This is a genomic window from Microcystis sp. M165S2, assembly GCF_020245885.1.
Lineage (GTDB): Bacteria > Cyanobacteriota > Cyanobacteriia > Cyanobacteriales > Microcystaceae > Microcystis.
Genome location: NZ_JADBTZ010000287.1, coordinates 1 through 25,754 on the forward strand (window position 1 = coordinate 1; position 25,754 = coordinate 25,754).

Annotated in this window: 28 protein-coding genes; 12 read left to right on the plus strand and 16 right to left on the minus strand. The window is 43.1% G+C overall.

Going from position 1 to position 25,754, the window contains the following annotated elements; genetic code table 11:
• Positions 1–57, minus strand: a 57-nt coding sequence (locus tag IM479_RS22720; RefSeq protein WP_155119799.1) for a helix-turn-helix domain-containing protein, incomplete at its 3' end; no start/stop codon positions are given.
• A 97-nt stretch (positions 58–154) separates the two neighbouring features.
• On the opposite strand from IM479_RS22720, the gene IM479_RS14455 reads away from it, so the two are divergent.
• Together IM479_RS14455 and IM479_RS14460 are read left to right on the plus strand one after the other, a co-directional pair.
• Positions 155–337, plus strand: a complete 183-nt coding sequence (locus IM479_RS14455) for a tetratricopeptide repeat protein (protein ID WP_287684633.1) — start codon at positions 155–157, stop codon at positions 335–337.
• A gap of 332 nt (positions 338–669) precedes the next feature.
• Positions 670–933, plus strand: coding sequence for a type II toxin-antitoxin system Phd/YefM family antitoxin (locus IM479_RS14460; protein ID WP_002762167.1), 264 nt, complete (start codon positions 670–672; stop codon positions 931–933).
• Positions 934–1,198: 265 nt separating this feature from the next.
• Here the strand turns inward: IM479_RS14460 and IM479_RS14465 are convergent, their stop codons facing one another.
• The 4 genes from IM479_RS14465 to IM479_RS14480 all read right to left on the minus strand — a co-directional run bounded on the left by IM479_RS14465 (position 1,199) and on the right by IM479_RS14480 (position 4,281).
• Entirely contained in the window at positions 1,199–1,423 is a 225-nt protein-coding gene (locus tag IM479_RS14465) for a type II toxin-antitoxin system HicA family toxin (protein ID WP_002739026.1), read from the minus strand.
• Positions 1,423–1,635: a type II toxin-antitoxin system HicB family antitoxin gene (locus tag IM479_RS14470; RefSeq protein ID WP_287684635.1), complete on the minus strand. Its 213-nt coding sequence runs from the start codon at positions 1,633–1,635 to the stop codon at positions 1,423–1,425. Before IM479_RS14470 ends, IM479_RS14465 begins: the two co-directional genes overlap by 1 nt.
• A 419-nt stretch (positions 1,636–2,054) precedes the next feature.
• Entirely contained in the window at positions 2,055–3,248 is a 1,194-nt protein-coding gene (locus IM479_RS14475) for a Coenzyme F420 hydrogenase/dehydrogenase, beta subunit C-terminal domain (RefSeq protein ID WP_287684636.1), read from the minus strand.
• 115 nt (positions 3,249–3,363) lie between these two features.
• Positions 3,364–4,281: a histone deacetylase family protein gene (locus IM479_RS14480; protein WP_287684638.1), complete on the minus strand. Its 918-nt coding sequence runs from the start codon at positions 4,279–4,281 to the stop codon at positions 3,364–3,366.
• A 160-nt stretch (positions 4,282–4,441) separates the two neighbouring features.
• Here IM479_RS14480 and IM479_RS14485 point away from each other — a divergent pair, with 160 nt between their 5' ends.
• Together IM479_RS14485 and IM479_RS14490 are read left to right on the plus strand one after the other, a co-directional pair.
• Positions 4,442–5,311, plus strand: a complete 870-nt coding sequence (locus IM479_RS14485) for an alpha/beta fold hydrolase (protein ID WP_287684640.1) — start codon at positions 4,442–4,444, stop codon at positions 5,309–5,311.
• Between the two features lie 79 nt (positions 5,312–5,390).
• On the plus strand, positions 5,391–6,329 hold the full coding sequence (locus IM479_RS14490) for a glycosyltransferase family 2 protein (RefSeq protein ID WP_287684658.1): 939 nt from the start codon (positions 5,391–5,393) through the stop codon (positions 6,327–6,329).
• Positions 6,330–6,393: 64 nt separating this feature from the next.
• On the opposite strand, the gene IM479_RS14495 is transcribed toward IM479_RS14490, so the two are convergent.
• From IM479_RS14495 to IM479_RS14505, 3 genes are all read right to left on the minus strand, one after another.
• Complete coding sequence (locus IM479_RS14495) at positions 6,394–6,633, minus strand: hypothetical protein (protein WP_287684642.1); 240 nt, start codon at positions 6,631–6,633, stop codon at positions 6,394–6,396.
• Positions 6,605–8,029, minus strand: a complete 1,425-nt coding sequence (locus IM479_RS14500) for an ammonium transporter (RefSeq protein ID WP_287078886.1) — start codon at positions 8,027–8,029, stop codon at positions 6,605–6,607. The genes IM479_RS14495 and IM479_RS14500 overlap by 29 nt, the downstream gene beginning before the upstream one ends.
• Positions 8,030–8,203: 174 nt before the next feature.
• Positions 8,204–9,640 (minus strand): ammonium transporter, encoded by a 1,437-nt coding sequence (locus IM479_RS14505; protein WP_287684644.1) that lies wholly within the window; start codon positions 9,638–9,640, stop codon positions 8,204–8,206.
• A 390-nt stretch (positions 9,641–10,030) separates the two neighbouring features.
• Between IM479_RS14505 and ribD the strand changes: the two genes are divergently transcribed.
• From ribD to IM479_RS14525, 4 genes are all read left to right on the plus strand, one after another.
• Positions 10,031–11,128 (plus strand): bifunctional diaminohydroxyphosphoribosylaminopyrimidine deaminase/5-amino-6-(5-phosphoribosylamino)uracil reductase RibD, encoded by a 1,098-nt coding sequence (gene ribD, locus IM479_RS14510; protein WP_287684646.1) that lies wholly within the window; start codon positions 10,031–10,033, stop codon positions 11,126–11,128.
• A gap of 222 nt (positions 11,129–11,350) precedes the next feature.
• Positions 11,351–13,324 (plus strand): molecular chaperone HtpG, encoded by a 1,974-nt coding sequence (gene htpG / locus IM479_RS14515; protein WP_287684660.1) that lies wholly within the window; start codon positions 11,351–11,353, stop codon positions 13,322–13,324.
• Between the two features lie 201 nt (positions 13,325–13,525).
• A complete protein-coding gene (locus tag IM479_RS14520; RefSeq protein WP_287684648.1) occupies positions 13,526–15,028 on the plus strand; it encodes a DEAD/DEAH box helicase in 1,503 nt (500 codons plus the stop codon).
• A gap of 60 nt (positions 15,029–15,088) precedes the next feature.
• Positions 15,089–15,439: a 4a-hydroxytetrahydrobiopterin dehydratase gene (locus IM479_RS14525; RefSeq protein WP_287684650.1), complete on the plus strand. Its 351-nt coding sequence runs from the start codon at positions 15,089–15,091 to the stop codon at positions 15,437–15,439.
• Here the strand turns inward: IM479_RS14525 and IM479_RS14530 are convergent.
• Both IM479_RS14530 and IM479_RS14535 read right to left on the minus strand, forming a co-directional pair.
• Positions 15,436–16,314: an NAD(P)-dependent oxidoreductase gene (locus tag IM479_RS14530; RefSeq protein ID WP_286824457.1), complete on the minus strand. Its 879-nt coding sequence runs from the start codon at positions 16,312–16,314 to the stop codon at positions 15,436–15,438. The two genes, IM479_RS14525 and IM479_RS14530, sit on opposite strands and share 4 nt — an antisense overlap.
• A 142-nt stretch (positions 16,315–16,456) precedes the next feature.
• Positions 16,457–18,400: a BRCT domain-containing protein gene (locus IM479_RS14535; RefSeq protein WP_287684651.1), complete on the minus strand. Its 1,944-nt coding sequence runs from the start codon at positions 18,398–18,400 to the stop codon at positions 16,457–16,459.
• A gap of 470 nt (positions 18,401–18,870) precedes the next feature.
• Between IM479_RS14535 and IM479_RS14540 the strand changes: the two genes are divergently transcribed.
• Entirely contained in the window at positions 18,871–19,503 is a 633-nt protein-coding gene (locus IM479_RS14540; protein ID WP_287684652.1) for a DUF3782 domain-containing protein, read from the plus strand.
• A gap of 320 nt (positions 19,504–19,823) precedes the next feature.
• Here the strand turns inward: IM479_RS14540 and IM479_RS14545 are convergent, their stop codons facing one another.
• The 3 genes from IM479_RS14545 to IM479_RS14555 are packed head-to-tail and all read right to left on the minus strand — an operon-like array spanning position 19,824 to position 20,524.
• Positions 19,824–20,009, minus strand: a complete 186-nt coding sequence (locus IM479_RS14545) for a type II toxin-antitoxin system HicA family toxin (RefSeq protein ID WP_002762193.1) — start codon at positions 20,007–20,009, stop codon at positions 19,824–19,826.
• The gene (locus tag IM479_RS14550; RefSeq protein ID WP_002734968.1) at positions 20,006–20,230 is read right to left on the minus strand and encodes a type II toxin-antitoxin system HicB family antitoxin; all 225 of its coding nucleotides are present in this window, start codon (positions 20,228–20,230) and stop codon (positions 20,006–20,008) included. The genes IM479_RS14545 and IM479_RS14550 overlap by 4 nt, the downstream gene beginning before the upstream one ends.
• A 45-nt stretch (positions 20,231–20,275) precedes the next feature.
• Positions 20,276–20,524: a DUF433 domain-containing protein gene (locus IM479_RS14555; protein ID WP_052276594.1), complete on the minus strand. Its 249-nt coding sequence runs from the start codon at positions 20,522–20,524 to the stop codon at positions 20,276–20,278.
• A 281-nt stretch (positions 20,525–20,805) separates the two neighbouring features.
• Here IM479_RS14555 and IM479_RS14560 point away from each other — a divergent pair, with 281 nt between their 5' ends.
• Genes IM479_RS14560 through IM479_RS14570 form a run of 3 tightly spaced genes read left to right on the plus strand, consistent with a single transcriptional unit; the run spans position 20,806 to position 21,448 of the window.
• Positions 20,806–20,994, plus strand: a complete 189-nt coding sequence (locus tag IM479_RS14560) for a hypothetical protein (RefSeq protein WP_287684653.1) — start codon at positions 20,806–20,808, stop codon at positions 20,992–20,994.
• The gene (locus IM479_RS14565) at positions 20,991–21,281 is read left to right on the plus strand and encodes a type II toxin-antitoxin system RelE/ParE family toxin (protein WP_287684654.1); all 291 of its coding nucleotides are present in this window, start codon (positions 20,991–20,993) and stop codon (positions 21,279–21,281) included. The genes IM479_RS14560 and IM479_RS14565 overlap by 4 nt, the downstream gene beginning before the upstream one ends.
• 5 nt (positions 21,282–21,286) lie before the next feature.
• On the plus strand, positions 21,287–21,448 hold the full coding sequence (locus IM479_RS14570) for a hypothetical protein (RefSeq protein ID WP_287684656.1): 162 nt from the start codon (positions 21,287–21,289) through the stop codon (positions 21,446–21,448).
• A 106-nt stretch (positions 21,449–21,554) separates the two neighbouring features.
• Here IM479_RS14570 and IM479_RS14575 read toward each other — a convergent pair whose 3' ends face one another.
• The 3 genes from IM479_RS14575 to IM479_RS14585 all read right to left on the minus strand — a co-directional run bounded on the left by IM479_RS14575 (position 21,555) and on the right by IM479_RS14585 (position 25,187).
• The gene (locus IM479_RS14575) at positions 21,555–24,416 is read right to left on the minus strand and encodes a CHAT domain-containing protein (protein WP_287684657.1); all 2,862 of its coding nucleotides are present in this window, start codon (positions 24,414–24,416) and stop codon (positions 21,555–21,557) included.
• Entirely contained in the window at positions 24,413–24,730 is a 318-nt protein-coding gene (locus tag IM479_RS14580) for a hypothetical protein (RefSeq protein WP_286824465.1), read from the minus strand. The genes IM479_RS14575 and IM479_RS14580 overlap by 4 nt, the downstream gene beginning before the upstream one ends.
• 226 nt (positions 24,731–24,956) lie before the next feature.
• The gene (locus IM479_RS14585) at positions 24,957–25,187 is read right to left on the minus strand and encodes a hypothetical protein (RefSeq protein WP_287079143.1); all 231 of its coding nucleotides are present in this window, start codon (positions 25,185–25,187) and stop codon (positions 24,957–24,959) included.
• Positions 25,188–25,754: the final 567 nt, after the last annotated feature.

The following is a 25,754-nucleotide window of genomic DNA, read 5'->3' on the forward strand; positions in this document are numbered from 1 at the left end:
CAATAGCGACTCTTGTTCGGGTGTGGGGTAAAATCGAAACGAGTAGGCTTTTTCCATGTCTCACATTTTAGCATATATTTGGTAAATGCGCTAGTATTTAACGGTAAAGCCGTCGTGAAACGACGGGGTTTCAGACCCAAATTTTCGATGAAAATTGGTATCTTTCAACAATCTAGAACTATTGTACTACTTGCAAGGCAGGTACTCAGAAGCGGAACCTCTCTATCTAGAAGCGATTAATATTTTCAGGGAAAGATTAGGGGAAAATCATCCCCATACCCAAACCGTTTATCAGAATTATCTGATGATGTTATCGCAATTACCCGAAGCAGAATGAAGATGAATTAGAGTTTAAATGCTTCGGAAAAGAGGGTCTGTAGGCGCACGGATTTTCCATTATGAATATAGTATCATGTCAAGTCGCCTTTGTCAAGAGAAATTTTGACAAAATCCAGAAAAACGTTATTGTAGGGGTAATTCATGAATTACCCCTACACCTATTACCTAGTCCAGTAACGCACCACCACCATTGACAGTGATTGGAATGATTGAATGATGGACTACAATAATGGATAATTATAGGAGGATGCTGCCTGGACTGTGATTAGGAGAGATTGTTAAATCCCTACAATAATTTTCATTATTTCATCATCAAAAAAAGGATTAATTATGATCAAAAAAATTAAAATCGCCGATGCTCAAACCGATTTACCAAGTCTCGTTAAATCGGTTACGGAAGATAACAAAATTTATGCCATTGAGAATCAGGAAGATTCTGTAATTTTGATTTCCCAAAAAAACTATGAAAGTTTACAAGAAACCATCGAATTACTATCTATTCCCGATTTAAGAGAAAGCTTACAACTATCTCTACAGCAAATTAATGAAAATGAAACCTATTCTTTTGAGGAAGTTTTGGGAGACATTGATTAATGGTTTATGAAGTCAGCATACAACACAATCATAGTATTCATTCAATCATTCCAATCAAAGTTTAGACTGATGATGTAATCTATATTCATCGTGCTAAAACTCATTATGGCGAATAAACTAGACCTTGAAAATTCTTGAAAACTAGGGTTTGCAAGCGCACGGATTTTCCATTATATATATAGCATCATGTCAAGTCGCCTTTGTCAAGAGAAAATTTAACAACATCCAGAAAAACGGGGACATGAAGCTTAAATCAAGACGGGAATTACAGCAGACGAATAAATTCTTCTTGTGTCAGTTCAGCATCGCGTAAAATTTTTAAGAGTAATCCTTTCCCGACAGTTTTCCCCCGATGAACTGGTACGGTGACAACTCTTCCATCTTCATGTTTTAAGCGCAGATGACTTCCTTTTTGTCGGATAGATTGAAACCCTATTCTCGTTAAAGCTTTGATAACTTCATCACCGGTTAATATCGGTAATTTTGGCATCAGATAGACACCTTTTCAATTCCAACAAACTTCGACACATCTTCCGGATTGTCATCTTCCAAGCAAAGTTCAATCACTTCCCTGATATTCTTCATCAATTCATCAATCGTTTCCCCTTGACTGTAACAACCCCGAAGTTGAGGAACTTCCCCAACATAATATCCATTCTCATCTCGTTCAATGACAACATAAAACTCTCTTTGATGGTTCATGGTTCTCAATCCTTAAAAAAATTATCGCTATCTAAGCTTTTATTGGCGATTATTGAGACTTGAAAATAGGGTCTGTAGGCGCAAGGATTTTCCATTATGAATATAGTATCATGTCAAGTCGCCTTTGTCAAGAGAAAATTTGACAACATCCAGACAAACGTTATTGTAGGGGTAATTCATGAATTACCCCTACACCTATTACCTAGTCCAGTAACCCACCACCATCGACAGTGGTTGAATTAATCACTGCTCACTGCTCACTGATAACTGATAGCTGATAACTGATAACTGATAACTGATAACTGATAACTGATAAGAGATTGTCGAAGTAAGGGCGAAGCATTCGGACGATAACCTATCGCTGAAACCGTAGATTTCCTATCTGAATGCTGCGCCCCTACTTTTTCCGCATACCCTAATTAATCGGGCAATTTGTACTGTTCCACAATCTTTTTAGCATATTCAGGAACATGGGCTGCTAATTTTTCAGGATAATTACGTTTAACATAAAGGTAATTACGGGTAAAGTGAGAATCGATGGAAAAGCGAGCATATTCTAAACCTTTAGGCCCGATTTTTTCAATTACTACTCCCATCATTTTTGCCGCCCACATCGGCAAGGTTACACCTTTATCGTAGGCAGGAATGCTATTTTGTACCGCCTGTTTTCTATCACCACTAGACATAACATCTTGGGTATCTAATTGGTCTTTAACTAACTCTAACATTTCCTTGCCCGTATCATTACGAACGACAATCCATTGCCAGCCAAAAGGCGCGCCCATATAGCCCACAACTAAATCGGCAAGGGAGTTAACATAATCAAAACAAGTCATACAGGAAGGGGCAAAAACATCCTTTAATTTATTAGTCTTTAAGCCAAAAAAGGGAACCATTTCGATCGAGCCGTCTTCGTGTTTAAAGTGTACCCGAAAATCCTGCATAAATTCGTAATGAACCACGGTTTCTGGGGAACGACTGGTAGTTTCTAGAAACTTTTGCAGTCCTGAGCGGGTGACATTATCGACGCAGGGAGTTCCTAAGACATATAATTTTTCTAAGCCTAATTTTTTTTCTACTGCTTTTAGGGCTTGAATTTGACAACCAACTCCGATAACTAATAACCGTTTCATGCCCGATTTTTCAATTTCTTCTAGGACTGATAAATTGGGAGAAAGAGTCGGTTTATTAACTTTAGCGGCAAGGATTTCTTCAGTGGTACGGGCGAGAATCGGTTGCGGTTGAAAGCGATCCTCGGCGGTATTCTGCACACAAACCACCCCTTCTACCAAACCACGATCGAGCATTTCACAGGCAATTGTACTGACAATTCCTGTCCATTGCGCGCCGGGAATAGCTTGTTTTTTCTTGGCAGCCATCATCTCTTGATGAACACCAAAATAGAGATCATTTTCCTGATTTAAGTCGCGACTTTTGCCGTGTGATGCTGCTTCTAAATCGGCGATTTGTTGATTTAGAAAAGCACAAGCTTCTTTAACATAGTGAATATAATAAGTGTCACAAAGTCCGCACTCGCTACACAATTCTTTGGCAGGACGACGACTATTGGGTTTGAGGGCTTTGGCTTTTAGGTGTGGCGCAAGGGAGGTCATAATCTTAAAAGGCAACTAGGTCAAGAGTTTTTTTCTATCGATCGTTTACCTTACCGCATTCGATCGCTTTGTTAGCAATCTTTTTAAAGAAATGTAACGATTACCTGGAATAGGATCAGAGCAAAGCTTCTAAGGTGGCGACGACGGAAGCCGCTAAAGCTTCTAAATCATAACCGCCTTCTAAGCCAAAAAGCAGCGGTTTATTGAGAGTTAAGAGGTATTTCGTTAAAATTCCATAATCTTGTGGTTGTAAACAAATGCCCGCCAGAGGATCCGCTTGATTGGCATCATATCCAGCACTAACAATCACTAAATCTGGTTGAAAATTTTTCAGAAAAGGTAGGACTTGCCCCTCAAAATGTTCTTGATAATCTTTAATGGTACTTCCCGCCGGTAAGGGAATATTCAAAACATTATCAAACTCCCCTTTTTCTCTCGCTTCTCCCGTGCCGGGATAAAAGGGGAATTGATGGAGGGAACAATAGGCAATCTGGGGATGATTTTCGACTATATCCTGGGTGCCATTGCCGTGATGTACGTCCCAATCAAGAATCGCTACTTTTTGCACTCTTTTGTTTTCTAAAGCATAATAGGCGGCAATAGCAGCATTAGAAAACAGACAGAAACCCATGCCATAATTAGAAGTGGCATGATGCCCGGGAGGACGGGCTAAAATAAAGGCAGGATCGCCGGTGGATAAGACTCGATCGACTCCATCTAACCAGCCACTAACCGCTAGTAACGCCACATCGTAACTACGGGCAGAAACGGGAGTATCTGCATCCAATCTTCCACCGCCCCGTTGACAAATTCGCCGCAATCTATCAACATAATCTTGATTATGAACTTGTTTAATCAAAGGGATTACTTCGTCACGAATTTCGATCGGTGTCGGTAAATGCCATGTTAATTTTGACTGCCATTCTGTTTGTTTTAAAGCGGCGACAATTGCCGTTAAACGCGCCGCTTTTTCGGGATGGTAAATACCTGTATCGTGATCGAGAAATTCATCGGAATAGATAATCGAGATCATAATCAAATTACTGCTTAACTCGTTGGTTTTTGAGCAACCTAATGGTTTTAATCTATCAGAAAAGCAGCGGCTTGAGGGGCTATAGTGAAAAAACTTTACTGATTGGGTCACTTTGGCCGGATGATGCAATTATCTTTCCCTAAGGTGACAGGAAGCAAAAATGCTGACAAATTTTCGGAAATTTCAGCTAGAAGTTAATGGCATTACTATCAATGGTATCAAAGGTGGGCGCGGTTTTCCGCTGCTTTTGCTCCATGGTTATCCCCAAACCCATCAAATGTGGCATAAAATTGCCCCCCGATTAGGGGCCAATTTTACGGTTATCGCCACGGATCTGCGCGGCTACGGGGATAGCGATAAACCCTTACCCCTAGAGGATTCTAGCAATTATTGCAAGCGAGTCATGGCCCTCGATCAGGTATTGCTGATGGAAAAATTGGGTTATCAGGAGTTTTATCTGATCGGCCACGATCGAGGGGCGCGAGTTTCCCACCGTCTCGCCCTTGATTTTCCCGAAAAGGTCAAAAAACTCGTTTTACTCGATATAGCCCCAACGCTGGCGATGTACGAGGCTAACAATCAAACTTTTGCTACTGCCTACTATCATTGGTTTTTCTTGATTCAGCCTTCCCCTTTTCCTGAAACCCTGATCGCCGCTAATCCCGATTATTATCTGCAACATTGCTTGCAAAGTTGGGGGCGAGATTTTAGCGCTTTTACAGAGGAAGCTTTGGGGGAATATCAGCGTTGTTTTCGAGATTTGAGGACAATAACCGCCACCTGTGCCGATTATCGGGCCGCCGCTACCATCGATTTAGAGCATGATCGTCAGGATTTAGGCCGGAAAATTTCCTCCCCCCTCTTGGTTCTTTGGGGAGAAAAAGGTTTCATTGCACGTCAATACGATGTGATCGCTCTTTGGCAGCAGCGAGCTAATCAAGTCACTGGACAGGCGATCGCCAGTGGTCATTTTTTACCGGAAGAAGCACCGGAAGAGACGGGACAGGCGATCGAGGATTTTCTTCAATAAGTAAAGATATTGACAGCATAATTCTCCCAGTTAGGAGTGAGATTTTTCAATCAATTACCGATCAAATATTATTATGCAAATGCTAAAATATTCCCTGATTGTCCCCATCTATAACGAGGAAGAAACTATTGCCGAACTATATCGCCGGGTGAGTGCCATCATGAATAATTTAGATGGGGAGGTAGAATTAATCCTAGTAAATGATGGTAGTAAAGATAGTTCCTTAAAACTGCTGCGAGAACTGCACAAAGCTGATTTTCGAGTGTGTTATATCAGTTTCGCCCGCAATTTTGGTCATCAAGCGGCGGTGACAGCTGGACTTAATTTTTGCCGAGGACAAGTAATTATTGTTTTGGATGCCGACCTGCAAGATCCGCCCGAATTAATTCCCCAAATGATTGAAAAATGGCAAGAGGGGTATCAAGTAGTTTATGCCCAAAGAACCAAAAGAAAACAAGAAAGTTGGTTTAAAAAACTGACGGCCTATCTCTTTTATCGTTTGCTTAAAAGACTAGCCGATGTGGATATTCCCACCGATACAGGAGACTTTTGTTTAATGGATCGTCAGGTAGTAGATCTATTAAATTCTCTCCCAGAAAGAAATCGTTATATTCGTGGGTTGCGCGCTTGGATTGGCTTTCCACAAACTGCGGTTAAATTTGAGCGGGATGCGCGCTTTGCCGGGGAAGTAAAATATACCTTTAGCAAATCATTATCTTTAGCTATTAATAGCCTAGTATCTTTTTCTCGTGTCCCCTTACGTTTTGCTACCTATCTAGGATTATTTTCTGCCCTGATATCTTTGATTATGGCTCTGTTAGTATTGTATTGGCGTTTACAGCAGCCCAACTCACCGATCACTGGTTTTGCCACGATTATGATCGCTATATTTTTTCTGGGTTCTGTACAGCTAATTAGCATCGGAATACTAGGAGAATATATCGGCAGAATTTACGAGGAAGTTAAAGGCAGACCCACCTACACAATTGCTGAGTTAGCTGGCTTACAAATTTCTTGATTCTTGTCAGTAAGAATCGCTAATTTTTTGCTGTTTTGCCCATCTAGATAAAACTTGATCCTCCCTAGCGATCGCTACTCATGCGGCCTTGGCGGAGAGTTTTTGGGTCTTGGAGAATCTCTGGACAATAACGATCGAGCATTCTTTGCCAGCGACGGACAGGATCACAATCCCCAGTGACAGAGACAAGACGACCAAAAACGGAATTTTTTAGCCCAGTTTCACAGAGACGAAATTTCATTTCTGTTAGCTGGACTGATAGCTGATTGGAATCGCTAATAATTTTCTTGCGGATTTGTGGCACCAGGATTTTCTTGGTAGGAAAGGCTGTTACCAAACTCGAATTCCTGTCCGTAGGCTTCCTCTCCGTGTTGAGGCACATCTAACCCTTCTGCTTCCGTATTCGGTTTAACCCGCAGATCCATGAATAAACTGAGAACTTTCAGGATGACAAAAGTACCCACGGCAGCAAAGATATAAGTAGCAGCAACGCCAACAAATTGCGTCCAGACTAAGCCTGGGTTGCCAAATAGTAAACCGTCATTACCCGAAGAATTAACCGATTTAGTCGCAAAAACCCCCGTAAGGATTGCCCCTACCGTTCCACCCACACCATGGACGGGATAGGTATCCAAAGAATCATCAAAGCGCAATTTTGCCCGCAGACTAACCGCAAAAAAACAGCTAAGGGCAGTGATCGAACCAATGAGAATCGCCCCGATCGGCAGCACATAGCCGGCAGCGGGAGTAATACCCACTAATCCCCCTAAAAATCCACTAGCAATACCGATCGCCGTCGGTTTACCCCGTAAAATCCATTCTATAAGCATCCATGTCAAACCACCGGCCGAAGCGGCGATCGTGGTATTAACAAAAGCTGTCGTGGCTAGGGAACTAGAGGAAAGCGCGCTACCACCATTAAAACCAAACCAACCGAACCAGAGTAAACCGATACCTAGGAGAACAAAAGGCACATTATGGGGTGCATAGGCTTGGACACCAAAACTACGCCGCGGACCGATCATCCAGGCGGCCACCAGTGCGGAAATCCCGGAACTAATGTGAACAACGGTTCCACCGGCGAAATCCAGCGCCCCAGTGGCTGCCAACCAACCCTTACCCCAAACCCAGTGAGCTAGGGGAGAATAGATAAAGGTGGACCAAAGCAGTAAAAACCAAAAATAGGCTTTAAAGTTGACCCGTTCCACGATCGCACCCGAAATTAAAGCCGGGGTGATGATCGCAAACATCATCTGATAGACCATAAATACTTGATGGGGAACGGTGGGTGCATAACCGATATTGTCAGGTGTGGCCGCAGTGACACCGTTAAGAAAAATCCAATCTAGTCCCCCGATAAAAGCTTCAATTCCCTCGCCAAAACCACTTTTACCCGGGGTGACATCGAAAGCGAGACTATAACCCCAAAGCACCCAAGTTACCCCGATGACGCCCATGGCCACCAAACTCATCATCATGGTGTTGAGGACGTTACGGGAACGTACTAAACCCCCATAAAAAAAGGCCAGTCCGGGGGTCATTAATAAAACTAAAGCCGAGGAGATCAGCATCCAAGCTGTATCCCCAGCACTAATCGGATTGGGGGGAGCGGCGGTGATGGTTTCCGCAAAAACTGGGGCAACTCCGCCATTGAATCCCAGTCCCAGCAAAAGTACGGTTATTCCTACGATCTTTTTCATTGACGGTTGCTGCCTAGTAGCAAGATTAATTTTTTCTGTCCGGAAAGAGACAAAAACCGAAAGAGAAAAGGTTTAGAAGGCAATTATAGCCACCGATCGCATCGGGGCGAGGCCTTCTTCTTTTTCTCTTTAACTTTGTCGGGGATAAGTTAATCTATCTTTACAAGGTTTAACCTAACGAGTGCTAGGCGTTTCCATGTCAACACTGGAAGCATAATAGCTACCAGCGACGATATCGGACTCCTTGACGAAACCGCTATAGGCTTCCATGCCGTGTTCGCCTATATCCAGACCTTCCAATTCTTCTTCGGGAGTAACACGAATACCGAGGGTAGCCTTGAGGATTGTCCAAACAATACCACTAACAATCAGGGTAAATGCCCCTACTGCCACAATCCCGATAATTTGGTTAATCAACAGTTGGAATTGACCGGTGATTAAACCGGCATCTTTGTTGAAGATACCGACGGCTAAAGTTCCAAACACACCACAGACGAGGTGAACGGAAGTCGCACCCACCGGGTCATCAATTTTCAGGTTATCGAAGAAACCCACCGAGTAAACCACGACTACGCCGGCGATTAAACCGATGATTGCCGCCGACCAATAGGATACACCATCACAACCGGCAGTAACGGCTACTAAACCGGCCAGAATACCGTTAATAATCATCGAAAGGTCGGGTTTACCATCTTTGAACCAAGCGGTAAGGGTAGCGGCAATGCCACCCGCGGCCCCGGCGAGGTTAGTGGTGACAGCGATATAGGGTACAGTTTCATTAACCGCTAAAGTAGAACCGGGGTTAAAACCAAACCAGCCAATCCAGAGAATTAAACAACCTAGGGTCGCAATACTCATGTTATGGCCGGGTAAGGCACTGGTGCGACCGTTGATGTATTTACCCATTCTCGGGCCGAGAATTGCAGCCCCAGTTAAAGCAGACCAACCACCCACCGAGTGAACCACCGTCGAACCGGCGAAGTCTTTAAAACCAAGGTCGGCTAACCAACCGCCACCCCAAACCCAGTGACCAGTGATCGGGTACATGATACCGACAATAATTAAGCTAAAAACTAGGAAATCGACGAATTTAATCCGTTCTGCCACTGCCCCAGATACAATGGTGGCTGCCGTTCCCGCGAAAGCGACTTGGAACAGGAAGAACACCGAGGTGGGCAAAGAGGCAGGCATGACGTAGGTGGCAGGATCGCTACTGCTAAGGAACCAACCTCCTGTACCGAAAAATTCGTTACTGACAGACCCAAACATCAGCGAGAAACCGATCGCCCAAAATGATATGGTGGAGAGGGCGAAAACGATCAGGTTTTTGGCGAGAACGTTAACGGCGTTTTTCTGGCGACAGAAACCCGTTTCTAGCATCGCAAAACCTGCGTTCATAAAGATCACGAGGATGGAGGCAATTAAAACCCAGATTGTATTGAGGGCGTTTTGGACATCTTCGGGGGTTAAGGGTTTCGCCTCTTGGGCTTGTACGGCTGTGTTCCAAACCACAAAAATAATCGCGGACAAAGGAACACAGGCTAACCAGACAGGGTTAATTTTCGGTAATAAACCGACAAGTTCCCCAGATTTTCGAGCAATTCGTTTCATCGTTAATTCGTTGACTTTGTTGAGTTAGTAGGTCGATTCATTACTTTTGAGAATAATTACCGAGCAATTATGTCCTTTCCACCGCTAAATCCTAGGAACAGGGGTCAATCATTTCAGAAGACCAAACACCTAGGGATTTATCTTGAGGTGTGAGTAGTCAATGTTTTTCGATCTTTGTTTTTTTGATCTGAGATTTCTGTATTCGTTGATACATTTCATTTTAAAATAATAGTGGTGGAGAAGTGATCAAGAATTTAGTTATCAGATGCGAGTTATCAGTTCACTGATTACTTTTTACTGTTTACTGATCACTGAAAAAAGCTCCCCACTGATCAGTTTTTACTGTTTACTGATCACTGAAAAGTCTCCCCTCCTTTGGAGAAATCAACCATGGCCCAGGCAACGGAATTCGATCGCACAATGATGCAAAGATGTCTAACCCTTGCTAGACAAGGCTTGGGACGGACTTCTCCTAATCCCTTGGTGGGTTCTGTGATCGTTCAAGAGGGGACAATTATCGGCGAAGGTTTTCACCCGGAGGCCGGACAACCCCATGCAGAAGTTTTCGCCCTGAGACAGGCAGCAGAAAAAGCTCGTGGTGCCACTTTATACGTCAATCTTGAACCCTGTAACCACCATGGACGTACTCCCCCCTGTAGCGAGGCAATTATGCGAGCGGGCATTAAAAAAGTGGTGGTGGGGATGATCGATCCTAATCCCCTGGTGGCGGGGAAAGGTATTCAAAGATTAGAATCGGCAGGCATCGAGACGCTGGTGGGAGTGGAGGAGTCCGAATGTCTTCAACTCAATCAGGGTTTTATCCATCGCATTACCGCTAAAAAACCCTTCGGTATCCTCAAATATGCCATGACTCTCGATGGCAAAATTGCCGCTACTACTGGTCATAGCACTTGGATTACTAGCCCTGCTTCTCGCCAAATAGTCCATCAATTGCGATCGGCCTGTGATGCGATTATCGTCGGCGGTAGCACTGTCCGTCAAGATAATCCTCACCTAACCACTCACGGCCTCTCCGATCATAATCCCCTGCGCGTGGTCATGACTCGATCGCTCGATTTACCCTCCTCCGCCCATCTTTGGGATACCAGTCAATTTCCCACGCTTGTCTACACACAAATTGATTCTAATGTCAAGCTTAAGCAACAATTATTAACAAAAGGCGTGGAAGTGATCGAACTAACCGAGGTGACACCCACTTTAGTGATGGAAAATCTTTATCAGAGGGGATTTTGTCAGGTTTTGTGGGAGTGCGGTGGCGGTTTAAGTGCAGCGGCGATCGCTGAGGGCATGGTACAAAAAATTATCGCTTTTATTGCGCCCAAAATCATCGGGGGAATCAAGGCACCTACTGCCGTGGGTGATTTAGGTTTCCAGTTAATGAGCCAAGCTTTACAGTTAGAAAATGTCACGGTTAATTATCTCAATCCCGATATTGTGATTGAGGGATATCTGCAAATTGAACAGTAGAGCTACTGCAATTCCGCTTCAATCGGATTGCTAAAGTCAAAAAGTGCTAAATAACCCCGATAATCCGGCAATTATCCCTGATTTTTGCGATCGAGTTCTCGAATCCGTTTATCGGTACGGTTATCCCCCTAGAAGAAGTTGGGCAATCGCTCTGTGATCAATAGTGCCATCATCGAGCAAAATAAAAAAGTTAGAATAGTCAAGCCCTTAGTGATTGAACGTATGACGGTACTAGAAAAAGGTAATATCACGATTCATACCGAGAATATCTTCCCTATTATCAAAAAATCTCTCTACACTGACCATGAAATTTTTCTGCGGGAATTGATATCTAATAGTGTGGATGCTATCTCGAAATTAAAAATGGCTTCTTTAGCAGGAGAAGCAAGAGGAGAAGTCCCCGAACCAGAAATTAATCTCGCCATCGATAAAGAAAATCGTACTCTATCAATTACCGATAATGGTATCGGGATGACGGGGGAAGAAATCAAGAAATATATTAACCAGGTTGCCTTTTCCAGTGCGGAAGAATTTATCACTAAATACCAAAAATCAGCCAAGGATTTAATCGGTCATTTTGGACTAGGTTTTTATTCGGCTTTTATGGTGGCTAAAAAGGTAGAAATTGATACTCTTTCCTATCAAGAAGGTGCTACCCCTGTCCATTGGTCTTGTGATGGTTCTCCAGAGTTTGAACTAACCGATTCTTCCCGCAGCCAAATCGGCACGACTATCACCCTAACTTTAATGGATGAGGAAGGGGAATATTTAGAACCTGCCCGCATTCGCCAGTTAGTCAAAACCTACTCAGATTTTATGCCCGTTCCCATTAAAATTGATGGGGAAGTGATTAATCAACAACGGGCTTTATGGAAAGAATCTTCTCAAAATCTGACTAAAGAAGACTACCTAGAATTCTATCGTTATCTCTATCCTTTCCAAGAAGAACCTTTACTCTGGGTACATCTGAATACCGATTATCCTTTCTTGCTCAATGGCATTCTTTATTTTCCCAAACTCAGACCGGATGTGGATGTCTCAAAAGGACAGTTAAAGTTATTCTGTAATCAGGTTTTTGTCAGCGAGCATTGCGAAGAAATTATTCCCGATTTCCTGATGCCCTTGCGAGGAGTTATCGATAGTCCAGATATTCCTTTAAATGTGTCTCGAAGTGCTTTAACCAAAGATCGCACCGTTCGCCGTATTGCCGATTTTATTGCCAAAAAAATTGCTGATCGCCTCAAATCGCTCTATAACGAAGACGCAAAAGAATATATTCGTTGTTGGGTAGATGTGGGAACTTTTATTAAATTTGGTTCCTTGAAAGAGGATAAATTTAAACAACAGGTAGAAGATATTTTAATCTATCGCACTACCTACAAACCCGAAGAAACTGCGGTACAAGTGGAAGTGCAAACCGCCGAAGGTGATGCCTGGCAAGAAGCAACGGCGAAAACTCCCCTAGAAGCGATCGAACAGGAAGGTTATACTACTCTCAAAGCCTACCTAGAACGCCATAAAGAACGCCACGAAAATCGAGTTTTTTACTGTACCGATCCTCGTAGCCAATCCACCTACGTTGAACTCTACAAAAATCAAGGTTTAGAAATCCTTTTCTTTGATTCTTTCATCGATACTAATTACTTTATTCCTTTCCTAGAAAGAGAATACTCTGATGTGAAATTCACCCGGGTTGATTCTGAATTAGACTCGACGCTGCTCGAACAGGATCAAGCTAGTGAAATTATCGATCCCGCTAGTAATAAAACCCGGGCTGAATTGATCAAAGAAATCTTCGCCAAAGCCCTCGATAATTCTCGCATCAATATCAAAACTGAAGCCTTGAAATCCGATGATCCCCAAGGTACTCCCCCGGCAATTGTCTTACTTCCAGAAGCAATGCGACGCTTACAGGAAATGACGGCAATGATGCAACAAAAAGCCATGGCTTTCCCCGAAGAACATATTCTGATGATTAATACTAATCATCCCCTAATTCAACAAATTGTCCAGATTAGTCAGGGAAGTATTGTTACCGGTAGCGGCGAATCTCCATCGGCACAATTAGCGAAAATGCTCTGTCAGCACGTTTATGATTTAGCTTTAATCGCTCAAAAGGGATTTGATGCCGAGGGAATGCAAGCTTTTGTGGAACGTTCCAATCGCGTTCTGACTAAGCTAACCGAAAAGATTTAATCTATTGCCAAACTTTGGCTGTTTCGATATGCTGAGAGTGTGTTAATTCACACTCTTTTTTTTTAGCCCGATAAATATGATCTAGCGATAAGCTATATTGCAGCCGTCAGCCTTGAATCAGTTATCAGTTATCAGATGTAAGTTTTCAGTTCACTTATACTGTTCACTGTTTACTGTTTACTGTTTACTGTTTACTGAAAAATGCGCTTACCCACCCTCAAATATGAGCGAGGAACCTTAATTCTCCATCCACCACCAAAAGGGAAAAAATGGCTAGATTTTGCCACTTGGGATGATCGTATTGAAAGATTTCGCATTTTGGCACTTCATTATCGTCCTCTGGTGGAAACTCTACAGGAGGAGGGCATTAACTTCCAAGATGAAGCAAAAGCTTTCAACAATTTAGAATTAATTGCCAGTTTTGAACGGGAACCCTACCCCCACCAAACGGAAGCGTTAATCGCTTGGAAAAAATCCCAGAGAAGGGGTGTCATTGTCCTTCCCACCGCTGCCGGCAAAACCTATCTTGCCCAATTAGCTCTACAATCGACTCCCCGGAGTACCTTAATTATCGTGCCGACTATTGATTTAATGCACCAGTGGTATGCCCAGATGTTGGCGGCTTTTCCCGATGCCGAGGTGGGATTATTAGGGGGAGGTTCTAAGGATAATAGTGCTATTTTAATCGCCACCTATCAAAGTGCGGCAATTTATTCAGAAACTCTTGGCAATCGTTACGCTTTTTTGATTTTTGATGAATGTCATCATTTACCATCGGATTTCTTTCGGAAAATAGCGGAAGATTCGATCGCACCCTATCGTTTAGGCTTAACAGCAACACCGGATCGCGGTGATGGTAGTCATCAAGATTTAGATTATCTTATTGGTGCAATTGTTTATCAAAAAAGTCCCCAAGACTTGTCAGGAAAAGCCCTAGCCGATCATGAAATAATTCAAATTAAAGTGAAACTATCTGCCAAAGAACAGGAAAAATATCAAGAAGCAATTAAAATTCGCAATGATTTTTTAAGAAAAAATAATCTCAGTTTGTCTGGTTTAGATGGTTGGCAAAATTTTGTCATGATTAGTGCCAGAAGTAGCGAAGGGCGCCGGGCCATGTTGGCCCACCGGGAGTCGAAGGAAATATCCTCCGGAACCCAGGGAAAATTGCGGGTTTTAGCCGAGTTAATCTGTGAACACCATCCGGAACGAATTTTAATTTTTACCAACGATAATGCCACAGTTTACCGCATTTCCGAGAGCTTTTTAATACCTGCCATAACCCATCAAACTCCCGTGAAAGAACGCCATGAAATCCTGACCCGTTTTCGTCAGGGAGAATACAAAATTCTGGTGACTTCCCATGTTCTTAATGAAGGGGTTGATGTGCCGGAAGCGCGCATCGCGATTATTTTATCGGGAACCGGTTCCACCCGGGAATATATTCAGCGTTTAGGACGGGTTTTAAGAAAAGGTCAACAAGAGGATAAACGGGCGATTTTGTATGAAGTGATAGCCGAAAATACCACGGAGGAAAAAACCTCCCAACGACGACGGGGAGAGCATAAAAATCAAACTAGCTATAAAACTGGTAATCGACAATTGGAATTATTGCCTTCTCCTCCGAAAAAATCTTTTTCTTTCCCGAAAGCTGCCGAATCTTCTACTCCTTGGGGAAGTTCTCCAGAGTCAGAGGAAGAATAGAAAATTTCTCTGGGGGATTTTCCTCTATAATAAAGGTAAAAAATCTGGATTGATACCCCTATGACCGAACTTGCTCAACAAAAATGTCAACCTTATCAATCGGGTTCTTTTCCTATCACTGCCGAAGAAATTACCGCTTTAAAGGCTAAAATTCCCGATTGGAATCTCTTAGAATACGAGGGTATTCCCCGTCTGCAAAAACTCTATAAATTTGCCAATTTTCAAGGGGCAATCGCCTTTACTAATGCCGTGGGAGAAGCAGCGGAAAAAGAAGGCCATCACCCCGCTTTATTGACAGAATGGGGTAAAGTTACCGTTTCTTGGTGGACCCATGACGTGGGCGGATTACATCAAAATGACTTTATCATGGCTGCCCGTACCGATGATATTTATCGTCAACAAAAGGCTTAATCGTAGGCGCGAATCATCGCTTGGGTTCCCTGTTTAATTCCCTTGCCTTCGTCCAATTCCGCTACTGCTTTAAATAGGGTTTCCGCTAAATCTGTCCCAGGCAGAATTTCCCCGGCTGTCTGGGCAGTTTCTTTGACTAATCGCAAATCTTTTAAGATATGTTCAATCATAAAAGCCGGCTGTAAATCTTGGGCGAGGATTTTTGGTCCCAAATTTTCTAAAGCCCAAGAACCCGCCGCCCCCGTTTTACAGACTTCTATGACTAAATTGGGGTCTAATCCTTGAATTTTTGCCATTTTTAGAGCCTCACACAGCGCCACCATGTGAACCGCCCCCAAGACTTGATTACAGAGTTTAACCGCTTGTCCGTTGCCGATTTCGCCACACCAGCGAATAGTTTTGCCCATGGCGTGAAAACAGGGTAAACAAGTCTGAAAATCCGCTTCTTTCCCTCCCACCATAATAGTTAAAGTGCCGTTTTTCGCCCCAATATCGCCCCCAGAGACGGGAGCATCGAGAAAACGGAGATTATTTTCCTCTAGCTTTTTACCAATCATCCTAGCGGCTTGAGAGCCAATGGTACTCATATCCACCACCAGAGTTCCCACCGCTGCCGATTCCATCACACCCCCCGCTCCTAAAATTACTGCCTCCACGTCAGGCACATCCCCGACGCAGGTAAAGACAATCTCGGCATCCCTGACGGCGGCGGCAATACTAGAACAAATGTTCGCACCAGCTGCCCCGGCAATGGTTATTCCAGGGGCCTCTGGGGTACGATTCCAAGCATTAACAGCAAAACCTCGACCGACAAGATTAGTCGTCATCGGCGCTCCCATCACTCCTAATCCTAAAAAGGCAATTTTTTGACTCATAATTTTGGTAATCAAGGGAAAGGGGAAGTGGGGAAGTGGGGAAGTGGGGAAGTGGGGAAGTGGGGAAGTGGGGAAGTGGGGAAGCTGTCTCATCACCCTATCACCCCAAAACCCTATCACCCTATCTCCTGACAACCGACGGCTAAAATAATTCTACCATTTGTAGAAATTGGGCTTCTGAAAGGGTTTTAATGCCTAATTTTTGAGCCTTTTTGAGTTTCTCACCGGGGGCTTTACCGAGGAGAATATAATCAGTGTTCACACTGGGGGAACTGGTAACAGTACCACCGACATTAATAATCAATGATTTCGCTTCCTCGCGACTGATTTTGCCGAAGGTTCCTAGTATAACTACGCTTTTTCCCCTGAGGGGATTTTCTGCGGATTCTTGACTCGTTTGGACTATCTCCGCTGCGGGTTGCACTTCTAAACTTGTATCGGCAACTGTGATTTTTTCTGCTGCTACTACAGGAGTTTCCTCGGCAATCACCGGGGGAGTTTCCAGTTCTTCTACTACGGGAGTTTCCTCGGCAATCACCGGGGGAGTTTCCAGTTCTTCTACTACGGGAGTTTCACTAATAATTGCTTCTGGTTCATTAGTGGTAATAGGGGCAGTTTGTTGAGAGAAATCGTCTCTTTCTTGTTGTAGGTTTTGAATTTGAACCTCTAAAGCGGCGATTTCTTTTTGCTTAGTTGCTAACTCACCCTCAAACTTAATTTTTTCCTTTTCTAAAGCTTTAGCTGCCGTTTTTTTGACTTCTAAATCTTGAGTTAGTTGGCGATTTTGTTGGCTTAATTCCTCGATATGACGGGAAGTTGTGGTTTCTAATTGGTCTTTTTCGGCACTTAACTGGTGTAGTTGAATCTCTAAATTAGAAATGTTTTCCCGATAGGTTTCTAGCTGTTGCGGTAACTGGGTTAATTCCTGTAATTGCCCTTCTAAATGAGCAATTGTTGCCTGAGAATCGGCCAATTGTTGCGGTAACTGGGTTAATTCCTGTAATTGCCCTTCTAAATGAGCAATTGTTGCCTGAGAATCGGCCAATTGTTGCGGTAACTGGGTTAATTCCTGTAATTGCCCTTCTAAATGAGCAATTTTTTCGGCAGCAGTGCTTAATTGTGCCGATAATTCTCCTTTCTGGGCTGCTAAAGCTTGTAACTCCAGTTTAGCTGCTTCGAGACGAGCGCCGAGACTGTCCTTTTCGGCGGTTATGGCTGTCACTTGAGCGACGGTTTCTTGCAGTTTTATAGTTAAATTGTCGCATTCTTGGCCTAAAGAGAGCGATCGAGTTTGACTTGCGGCTAAATCTTCGCTGAGAGACTTTTTTTCCTGCTCTAACCCGGTAATTTGACCCTGTAAGCTGGCTATTTCCTGCTGTCCTTGCTCATACTGTTCTGTTTGGTGAGCCAGATTCTGTTCTAAGGTTTGAATTTGACCTTGCAAGCTGGGAATTCGGGCGGCTAAATCGCTTAATTCTTGATTTTTATGCTCTAAATCGACCACTTTCGCCTTTAATTCCTCGGCTTTTTCTAGCTCTTGCTGTAAGAGAGTTTTATCCTGTTCTAGGGTCTGAATTTGACTATAGAGAGAGTTGCTCTGTTTTTTGGTCAAATCAAATTGACGGTTAATTTCGCCTTTTTGCTGCTCTAAAGTTTGAATCTGTGCCTCTAGGCTAGTAATTTGGGCTTTTTCTGCCTCTAATTGCTCCATCAGACCAGCTTTCTCCGCTTCTATTTCCTTAGCGGTGGTTTTCAGTTGTTCAATTTCACTCTCACCTATCTGCACAGCTTGCTGGAGGGACTGGAGAGAATTTTCTAAATCCGTAGCTTTGTGCTGTAATTGGGCGGAATGTTGTTCTATGTGAATTATTTTGGCGTGCAGCTGCTGATTTTCGTCTTTTAAGTCTGATTGCGCCACGTCTAAACCCTTGACTTGAGCCAACAAATCTGAGTTACTTTGCTGTAATTGCGCTTGTGCGGCTAAAAGGGAGGTATTTTTGCTGACGAGACTAGAGCGCGACCAGAGGAATAGTCCTCCGAAAACAGCACTTAAACCTAATCCTTCATAAATTAATTCGTTGAGCATATCTACCCTCCTAGACAAGCGAAAAACAGTCACCTAACCGAACTGATGCGGCAATTTTGGTTATAGACCTACATCTCTACTTATATCAGTTACGGGGTACATTCGGGGGAAGGGGGGAAAAGTCACTTCTTTCATCCCAGGGTACAAAGGTGATTTAGCTGTTCGCGTTATGTTAACTTGTATCTGATCCAGTTCTTGGGTGATTTCCTGGTCAATTTCTTTCAGATGATCAAAATAGTAGCCCATGGCCGCAGGAGCTATGGTTGATAATTATCCATTGTCAATTGTCCATTATCCATTCAAAAATGCGATCGCCTTTTGACCTTTGACCCCTTCCCCTTGAACTGCGATCGCTGATTTGTTGATAGTCAATAATTGATTGAAAAAACACGGATGAGAAGCTAGGGACATTTCTTCTCTGCCAAGTCGCTAGAATGGGACTAGACTTCTCAAGCTTGAAGAATCTTCCTATGTCAGACGCTGTAACGATCGCCGATATTTACAAGTTATTTGAAAGAACTGAGTCCCAATTTGCCGAGTTTCAAAAGGAAGCTGATCGCCGCAGTGCCGAAGCCGATCACCGCAGTGCCGAAGCTGATCGCCGCAGTGCCGAAGCTGATCGCACGATGGAAGAATTAAAAAAACAGGTACAAGAAACGACCAAAGCGGTCAATAGCTTAACCACTCCTTTGTGTCTTTTTATAGAAGAAATGGTGGAGCCGGCGGTTGTGCGTTTATTTCAGGAACGGGGCATTGATGTCACCCAAACGATGAGTCGCTTGAAAAGTAAGCGTCCTGGGGCGGCAATGGAGATTGATATTGTGGCGGTGAATGGGAGCGAGTTGGTGGCTGTGGAATGTAAATCTCGACTGTCGAGGGATGATGTAGATGATTTTGTCAGCCGATTACAGCGATTTAAGGTTGCTTTCCCCCAATTTCGAGAGTTTCGGGTTTATGGGGCAGTGGCAGCAATTGAAATTGATCAGGGGATAGATGTCTATGCCTATCGGCGCGGTTTGTTTGTGATTAAGCAGTCGGGGGAAACGGTTAAAATTATCAATGATGCTCAGTTTCAACCTTTGGGTTTTGCTTCAGGTGTTTAATCTCTTTTTTAAGAAGGCGTAATTTTGCGATCGCCCTTTTAATTAATAATGAATAGTTGATAATGTAAACTGTCAGGAGTCATTTGGGAAACCATTATGGAAATAAAAAACATTAAACAAAAAGCCAGAAATTTAATCGATAAATTGCCGGATAATTATACATGGGATGATACACAGGTAAATTAAATTTAATTTATTATGTTTAATTAATAGTAATAGAATTGGTGCGTTACGGCGGATTGTTAGTCTTATTTTATTATCCAAATTAGTAGCCGCAAACACGCACCCTACACTCTACAGCAGCTTAACAGGAGTCGCACTCATGGTTCTGGTATTTGTAAATCTCGACAAATTTTTCGCGTCAAGAATTCATTGATTTCACGATGGCGCGGAATGGCTGAAGATTTCTGATTGACACGATTTACATAAATCGTATGATTGCCGCCCTCTCTTAAGAATTCACAGCCATAATTTTCTAAATGACGAATTAAGTTTATGCGTTTCATGCAGCCCAGAAAGTAACAGACTCTCGAATCACTTCTTGTCCTTGCAGTTGCTCTTCAGCTAATATACGATTAGCTTCTAAAACTAGCTCAATTGCTTCTTCTAAATTGCTTCTAGTTTCTTCTAGAGTCTCTCCTTGAGTATTAGCTCCTGGCAATTCTTCGACAAAACCAATATAGCCTTCGGGAACTTTCTGGAATATTTTTGTTAGTTTTAGTTGCATGATTTACCTCAGAATTTTAAATTATATCACCCACCATCATTAAAGTTAGCGGTGCGTTACGGCTGCTGAAGTGAAGCTAACGATATAATCGGATACAGCCCAAGCTGCATAATTAAGAGCCTGACGAATATCTTCCTCCTCCAACTCTGGATAAGCCTCTAAGATTTCCTGAATAGATAACTGACTAGCCAACAGTTTCAGAACAAATCCTACAGTGATACGCATTCCTCGAATCATTGGCTGTCCAAGACATATTTGTGGATTAACAGTAATACGGTCTAGCTCTCTAATCACCGTGGAACTCCTGAGATAAACTCCTCCTGTATTGTTACATACAGCAATGAATGTTGGACAAGTTTCTGCGCTGCTGCGTGTGAATTAAGCGGCGACGAGAGTAAATATACAGCATTTATCCACCAACTAACACCAATCACGGGTTGAGGTTTCGTTGAGGACATCGAGAGGGAAAAGCCTTTTTGGATATTCTGAGCGTTAGCGGTGGTTTTAGAATACACCATCTCTAGGAGCCTATCTTGCTATAATGTAAACTGTCAGGAGTCATTTTGGAAACCATCATGGAAATAAAAAACATTAAACAAAAAGCCAGAAATTTAATCGATAAATTGCCGGATAATTCTACATGGGATGATTTGATGTATGAGATTTATATGAGACAGGCAATTGAAGCGGGGTTAGCCGATAGTGAGGCGGGAAAGGTTATTTCTGTGGCAGAAGTACGCACTAAGTTCAAGCTAGAGCCATGAAAGTTTTCTGGACAGAAACCGCAGTTAATCATTTATCATCCATCTACAACTACATATCACAAAACTCCCCTCAATATGCTCAAAGACTGGTTGAAAGATTGACCAGACGCTCAGAACAGATCGCTAATTTTCCCTTTTCGGGTCGAATTGTTCCAGAGTTTGAAACTGAGCAGATCCGAGAAGTTATCGAGGGTTCTTATCGCATAATTTATTATATCAAGCCTGAGCAAATCGATGTTATTGCGGTACTTCATGCGGCGCAAAACATTGAAAATCCACAAGACTAACGATAATGCAAGACCATTGGGGAAGTAAATTACTGGCAGCAGTGAAGATTACCAAAAAGCGCAAGAAAGAACCACAAAGGCACAAAGAACACGAAGAACACAAAGATTTTCCCACTCATAACTTTTTAGTAGGAAGCATACTACAAAAAAATCAGGGCGATGGTTGACCCCTCGGTGACAGGTATCGAAAACCAAGAACCCTCATGGCTTCGTCCGAAATTACCTGTTCGTAAATGTTGACAAAATCCTGTAATCATCTGTGCTAAACTCTCTTCAGTCTTGATGCGAGAGAAGAGACCCCCAACCTCCGCAAAACAACCCCACCAATCCCCATCCCTTCTCATATCCACCACTGACACTATCAAGGGAGTACATAAGTATTGGAAATATTGAATCTGGCTGTGTTGTAGCATGATATGCTACTTCTTCAAGCTTCAACCATCTACCTCCTTCTCTCCAGCCAACGCAATCGCCAAAACGCTCCCCCACTCCCCAATTGTATTCGTTCCTCCCCCCTAAGTCACGGTAAATTTTTACCTGTCCTTTAATGCCAAATTTCCCTTTGCTGTGTTGCATCCAGAGACGGTCAATTTCATCTATTACCTCTACGGATACTTCTCTAAACAGATCATAGAAGTCATGATAATTTTCTATAACCATCCACTGGTACATAATAAAAGCGGTTTCGTAGTCGGATTTTTTCCAATCCTGTTGCTGTAGGTACTCCTCTAACTTTTGATAGATTTGTTCTTGGTTTTCTATGAGATATTCTCTCTGTTTTCTTAGTTCTTTTTCGTAGGCACTATTCGCTTCTGGGTTATATTGTACCGAGATCATCTTATCGAATTGTTCCCTAAATCTTTCAGGGTTTTCTTTATCCGCAAAGGCGAGGTGGAAAATCTCTGCCCATCTTTCTGCATTTTTGTTCTCTTTATTACCCCATAGTTCGGTTAAAGCCTTGGCTGCTGTTGCCGCTAAAGCAGAAAGCTTACTTGCATCTTTGGGAAGCTCGATATGGGGGTTAATATGTTTGATGTGAGAGGCGCGGTAGAGGGTTTCTCTGTCGTCATTGCAGATTACCTCGATCAAGCCTTTATCCTGTGCTTGTTGTAATTTTTTCTGATAGTTGGGAACAGATTGACAAACCGCTTCTAAAGCAACCAAAGGGACAGGAATTTCATAGATTAGGCAATTACTGACCACTTTTTCAAGAGCTTCATCCGTCAAAAGTTGAGGTTTTTCTTCTAACCGCCAGACTATCTTATCGCGCCAAGTAACATCGGATTCATTCTCAAATGACCGCAACTTTGTATCTATATTCCCTGCACTTAAAACCTCATTATTGAGCCATTCCAAGAGACGGGGGTTGCCATCAGCAAGGTTTAAAGCTCTTTCTATATAGTTTTTATCAATCTTACCCGAACTAAAATGCTCTAACCGCCGCAGTTTCTTTTCTAAATCGGACTCTTTGTATTTGAAAGAGGGCAAAGACTTCAGATGATAAAATTTCTCTAATAGAGGGGAATTGAAGGTATAGCGCGAGGTAATAATCAGGCGATGATAGTAATTAGTTTCCTGTATCGCCCAAACGAGAGCTTGTAATAGAGGAGCTACCCCTGCTTTAAGGATATAGTCATCGCTGGATGAAGGGCATTCTAAGTTCCACTCGAAATCATCGAGGATGAGCAAAAAAGGCTGGTTTAACTGACCAAAAACATCCCTTAAGCGATAGTCTAGCTCCTCATTAGAATCCAGAAGGATTTGACGTTGTGAACGATCTAATTTTTTAGCTAGGGTATTAACCAAGCTAGTTTGATCAATTTGTTGATGCCAGACAAGCTTAGTATAGTCAGGAAGGCGATCGCACAACCGAGCGGCGAGGGTACTTTTCCCGTTACCACCAAAACCTTGCAGGAAAACCCCAGCTTTACGAATTGCTTTAGAATTATCAAAGGGTTTTTTCAGCACTTGCAAGCAATCCTGAAGATCGCGGCGGCGACCGATAAAAGTTTCCCGTGTGGCTACCCGCAAATATTTCGTTTCTGGGTCCACAAATTGGTCAACAACGGATACGGGAGGTAAAGGTTTTTTCTGTCCTCTCCTTACCAAAGCTTCTGGGATACTTCCCCTCACATAGAGGCGTAAACAATGCCAATCCCTCGCCTGATTTCCTAATAATTTCTGATAGGCAAAAGCTAACGACTCGCTCAAAGTAAAGCCTTGAGAAAGCTTTTCGTAGAGGATGGCCGCCGTGTCAGCAGCTTCGTTATCCCTGACGGGTTGACCCCACCCCAAAACAGTTTTAGCCCCATTTTTTAATAACTTCTCGGCCATCGAAAGGATCTCATCACCATCGGAGTAGCCTGTCCGACACCCTGATAAAAACAAAAGCTTAGGTAAATTAAACTGTAATTCTCTGGCAATATCTTCGGCGCTGGTATCTTGCCTATCTCCGTATTCCGTCTCGGTAATAAAATAGGGTTTCCGCTCCTTGATGGTAGCGTGTCCGCTCAAGTGGATAACATCGAAATATCCCCTATCTTTACTGGCCATCAATTCGCCTAATTCTTTAATACATCCGCTCTCTTCAACGGTTAAAGATAGGGGTTTCCCTCTAGTTGCTTTGAGGATCTTCCCCTCTTCTGCCTCAAAGTCTAGTATAGGCTCGACACCCTTAGCAGAACTTGCCATGAAAACCACATTTAAGGCTCGATCCTGCGGGTTGTTGTCAACAGTTAACAGCCTTTCATTACCCGTTTTCATCCACCGCATGGGAACAATAGCGGGAAGCTTAGACACCAGAAAACCCTGACCATCGTGTAATAATTCCCAGGGTAGATGGACTAATCCGTTGCTGGTGCTGATAGCCAGAACTATTTTCTCTCCCCGGTGGCTATCTAATTCGCTCTGGAGGATGCGCTCCGTACCATCTAACCATCGGTACAAACCTTGTCCTGTTGTGGCGTGATCTTCCGGTAAACGGGTATAGTAATCGGTGACAGCCTGTTCACTTAGGTTGTCTATTTCATTCAGGAATCTTGTGTAGGTACGGGTTTGGTTAGGGTTATCCCAGAAAAATCGGAACTCAACGCTATTGCTACCCCTCTCCTGAAGATCAATATGCAGTATCTTCATTTTTCTTGTTCCAAGAGTTTTTGTAGTTGCTCTAGGGTAGCATCTTTGAGCAGCAGGCGATCGCCGTTTTTGCTGACAATCAACACCCGTTCGATCTTCGGGGTTTCAGGAGAGTCAATTTTTCGCTTTAATTGGTAAAATTTCTCAGCGATGGCGATTGTTCCGCTAATAATGCCGATGATGGTGGCGATGGTAGCAAGGGTTCCCTCTCTCTCCACTTCAGAGATAACTTCGTAGCTGCCTTGCACCCCTTCCATCTCTAGGATATCCTGAGCAACTTTGATAGCATCGGCTCCTTGAATTTCTATCTGCATCAGTTTTGTTCCTCCTGTAAGTACCCAAGCAAAATGATGCTAAATCCGTTTATTAAAAACTGATTATCTATTCCCCCTTTTGCCTGTCCTGATATGTAGCCTATACTCAACGAATTTAGTATGACTAGCTTTGTTGGGGAAAAAATCTCAATTACTATCAATGGTTAACCTAAGAAAATATTTCAGTCTCTCCGTCGGGAAATAACCTATTAGAGACTGAAAAATCTTAGTCATTCCATTCCCCTTTGGGGGGTACGGGAGGATTGCGTCGAAGATTGCGGGTTAAGTCCTCATCCGGTTCCCTTTCGCCTCTTAGCCACTGTTTAATCGCTGTTTCGATAATGCGACTAGGATCGTTAGTCAGGTGTTTAATCTGTTCTAAAACTTCCGAGTCAATGTGAATAGCGATTTCAACTTTCTCGGCCGTGCGCTGAGTCGGTGTAGCATTTTCGTTCATAAGCTCTATTAATGATTGCTATCTATCATTCTACCCGTCAGTCGAGGATTCTCATCCAAGAGTTTATCTATGGTAATCCGATTTGGACAAATCTTACATCTTCTCCCTAGCCATTGCCCTTTCCCTGATTTTGTCACCAGACTAAAGCCGAGCATAGTTTCCTGTGGATGCCGAGAGGGGAATCCAAGGCCGAAACCATGACTATACTTGCAGTTTAGCTTTTTTTATCTTTACCGAAAAATTGGGTTTAAAGCCTCGCCCTTTTAGGACGGCTTTGTGTTAAACTGATTGGTAAGCGGAAAATCAGATGTGTAGTCGTGACACGCGAACTGACCGTTGGACAAAAGCTAGTGTCACCAACCCATTTCGGGTTGCCCCAATACCTCACTGCTCTAATCAAAAAAAGTACGGCATAGGTGGGAGATAAAAAAAATTAAATAGGGTAGGGCATACCCGAATTTACGCTTGGGGAGTAGTCCCTAAGAGTGCTTGCCTTGTAGGTGTAGTCGGACTAGACATGAAGCTGTAAGACCAAAATTAGCTTTGCTAGTAGAGGCAGGATTCAGC